The 2920-nt window shown below is 42.2% G+C and carries 4 protein-coding genes; 3 read left to right on the forward strand and 1 reads right to left on the reverse strand.

The window, feature by feature from the left end; all coding sequences use genetic code 11:
- Window positions 1-188 precede the first annotated feature (188 nt).
- Entirely contained in the window at window positions 189-1025 is an 837-nt protein-coding gene (locus tag AK963_RS27455) for a hypothetical protein (protein ID WP_066018503.1), read from the forward strand.
- A 7-nt stretch (window positions 1026-1032) separates the two neighbouring features.
- Here AK963_RS27455 and AK963_RS27460 read toward each other — a convergent pair whose 3' ends face one another.
- Window positions 1033-1329 carry a hypothetical protein gene (locus AK963_RS27460; RefSeq protein WP_083232921.1) on the reverse strand — a complete coding sequence of 99 codons (297 nt, stop codon included), beginning with the start codon at window positions 1327-1329 and terminating at the stop codon, window positions 1033-1035.
- Between the two features lie 464 nt (window positions 1330-1793).
- On the opposite strand from AK963_RS27460, the gene AK963_RS27465 reads away from it, so the two are divergent.
- Entirely contained in the window at window positions 1794-2240 is a 447-nt protein-coding gene (locus AK963_RS27465; protein ID WP_066018505.1) for a DUF2924 domain-containing protein, read from the forward strand.
- Window positions 2241-2257: 17 nt separating this feature from the next.
- Entirely contained in the window at window positions 2258-2710 is a 453-nt protein-coding gene (locus tag AK963_RS27470) for a hypothetical protein (RefSeq protein WP_066018506.1), read from the forward strand.
- The last annotated feature ends 210 nt before the right edge of the window (window positions 2711-2920 follow it).

Consider the following 2920-nt stretch of genomic DNA (forward strand, 5'->3'; position numbering starts at 1 on the left):
TACTGTCCAGAGCAGACTTAACTATGATTTCCATGAGAGGAGGTATCAACAGATAGATTATTAGGATTCTCTACTCTGGTTGATTCCTCTCATGGTTGCCTATTTCGGAAAACTGTCCGGACTATTGTTAGGGAGGAACTTTTTTAAAAAGGGGTAGTCTTAACCGATTTCAAAAACTAAAAAATTCGATGATAAGTTACATTAAAGATTCTTGTTGTAGTTGCTGGCCCTCACGTTTAAATAATAATTCGGCCCCTTTTTCAGAACACACCAGAGATCAGTTATCTATAGTTGACTATAGCCAAGACGCTCCCACCACAAAAGCAGTTTCTAATTTTAGTGGCCGTAATGCTAAAAAACACGAATCCCAAAATACATTTATTCTTTCATTAAATTTAAGTGATACGTCAATAATTAAATTCGCTAATGGCCAGTTAATTAGCATTAACATTAATGTAAATGGTAGAAGTTTTGTAAAAATCAATGGAAACAACAACGATGAAAAACTATCGCAGAGTATAAAAAAACTTCATGAATTTTCTATAGCAATTGTAGATTTAAAAGGCAATAAATCCAGTCACACACCTGACCAGAGATTTCAAAAAAACCTTATAAAAGTAGTTAATGAAGGCATGTTGAGTTTTTATAAATCGTCGATAAATCCCGAAGAAGTTCATTCCCATGGAAAAACTAACAAAAAAATATTTGGTGATCGTGTAAATTATCCTAATTGTATGGATTTTGCTCAGTATTTAATGTACGGCATTGATGATTGTGACCAATTATTCTGGAACCTGAAATTTATTGATGGCATTCAAGATGCACCTGAGTTTTCACATGTGGTAATATTAGATGTTAAAAGCTCACACGTTATTCACGAACTTATTCATATTGCTCATAGAATATGCCTTAATAAAATCGGAAATGGCTCTATATTCTTTACCCATTTTAGTCAGATACTTATGTGCTACCAACTTAGTTCAAATAGCTATCGATTAGCAGTTTCAAAACAAAAGTTTTCTTAATCAGACTCTAACTTGTCAGAGTCATTAGCCGGAGGGTAAGAAGGTATTGGTCACCGTCCTCTGGGTAGGCGAACGACAATACCTGCTTTGCCTCTACAGGAACACCATTAGACCGTTCAAAGATAACGGAGAACTGTCTGTTATCCGGTAGAGTCAACGTCATGGTTTTATTCGCCGCATTGGAGAGAGCAAACAGGTTCTTGACCGTCAGCCGGGATACCCAGCCAGCCTCGCCATTGCCAGAGAGAATGATTGGCCTGCCATGTATTAGCAGCCCTTCCTGAACCAGAAAAGCCCCAGTCAAGCTCCGCTCGGTAGCTTGCTCGACGGGGTTCCATTCAAACTCATTGATCCATAGCTGATCGTCCGGTTAACTAACGACAATAATCGTCTTTAACGTATTTCAAAACTCGTTTTACGTGGGGCATCCAATCCTCCAATACGTAACGTGTTATATCCCTACAATCCTAACTTCTTACTGATACTGTTTTTTTATACAACACAATCTTGTACCCGATTGTCAGGACTGTCAATCCTTTGGAAATAGCCAGACAGAGCGGGTTACTCCGGTATGGCTTTAAGGATTATCAATCGCAACACTTTAGAGAACACTCCGATGAACCATCATCAGGCAAACAGCCATGGACGAATCATTATCACTCAAGGGTTGGGACCTCAGTCCACGGGATGAAATTGCAGCACTCGACTGGATAACTCCGCTACCTCATGCATGACTGTGAACACCCCTGAATAAGACTGAGGTAGCTTATGAATGACGATAAAATCCTTGCCGCCAGGGTAGTGGCACTGCAACCCATGAAGACGGAAGAGCTCCGTAAATTGTGGAAAGAGCTCTACGGCAAAGATGCGCCTGAATTGGATTTAAGGATTCTGCAACAACGACTGTCCAATCGAATTCAGGAACTGGCACTGGGTGGGCTGAGTGAGAAAAGCTCTGACCGGCTGAAGCTGGCCAGCCCTGAGTTGCTTTTCAAGGTGTGGCAACAGGCCAGTGAACAGGATGTCAATCTCAATGAAAACACTATCCGGGCCACACTGGGTGATCTGGCTTCGGTGTGGGACGAGCTATTCACTCCGGAAAAAAGACGCCTGACAGAACTGTTAATTAAACGCATTGAACTGGCCGCAGAGCAAGTCACCGTTTACTTCAGACCTGACGGCATGAATGCCGTCGCCATTGAACTACAACCATAAACTGCAGGGAGAGCCCCATGGCCATTGTCAAAAAAGTTGGAGAAGAGACCGTTGAATTTCTGGAAGAGGAAAAACTGATCAAGGTGACCATCCCCATCAAGATTATACGACGGGGTGGAAAGAGCACGATCAAGACACCGGATGGTATGGTTGGCCATAACGAAATGGAAGCCCTTCAGAAAGCTCTAATCCAAGGACACCGATGGATCAAACTGCTGGAAGACGGGAAGTTCAATAGCGTTCGGGAATTGGCAGACAGGGAGAAAACTGACAAAGCCAAAATCTCCAAGTTCATCCGTCTGACCTGCATGGCTCCATATATACAGGAGGCTATTCTCTGCAGCACCGGAACATGGGCATTAACACTGAAGGACTGCCTGAAGCCATTCCCGATGCTGTGGTCTGAACAGTGGAAGCGCTTCAAAAAAGTAAATATACAGACATCTATTCAGGACGAACAGTCAGAGTAATAATATCCTAGTATACACCAGCAGACATATTACCCACTTCCGAATCTGCCATCCAGGCTTTAAACGTGGATAAAGGAAGTTGGTGTCATCACCGGCGTAAAAAGTCCTCAAAACACCAGTCCAAAATGACCTGTCGTTAAGTATAGCTTTTTGGGGTGGTCTGCAAGTCTGATAGTTCCAGAAAGTTAAATATTTTACTAAGCTGACTCT

Source organism: Endozoicomonas atrinae (genome assembly GCF_001647025.1).
Taxonomy (GTDB): Bacteria; Pseudomonadota; Gammaproteobacteria; order Pseudomonadales; family Endozoicomonadaceae; genus Endozoicomonas; species Endozoicomonas atrinae.

Bases quoted from the DNA above. Each gene is read 5' to 3' on its own strand.
- AK963_RS27455 (WP_066018503.1), top strand. From the start codon at position 189: ATGATAAGTTACATTAAAGATTCTTGTTGTAGTTGCTGGCCCTCACGT.
- AK963_RS27465 (WP_066018505.1), top strand. From the start codon at position 1,794: ATGAATGACGATAAAATCCTTGCCGCCAGGGTAGTGGCACTGCAACCC.
- AK963_RS27470 (WP_066018506.1), top strand. From the start codon at position 2,258: ATGGCCATTGTCAAAAAAGTTGGAGAAGAGACCGTTGAATTTCTGGAA.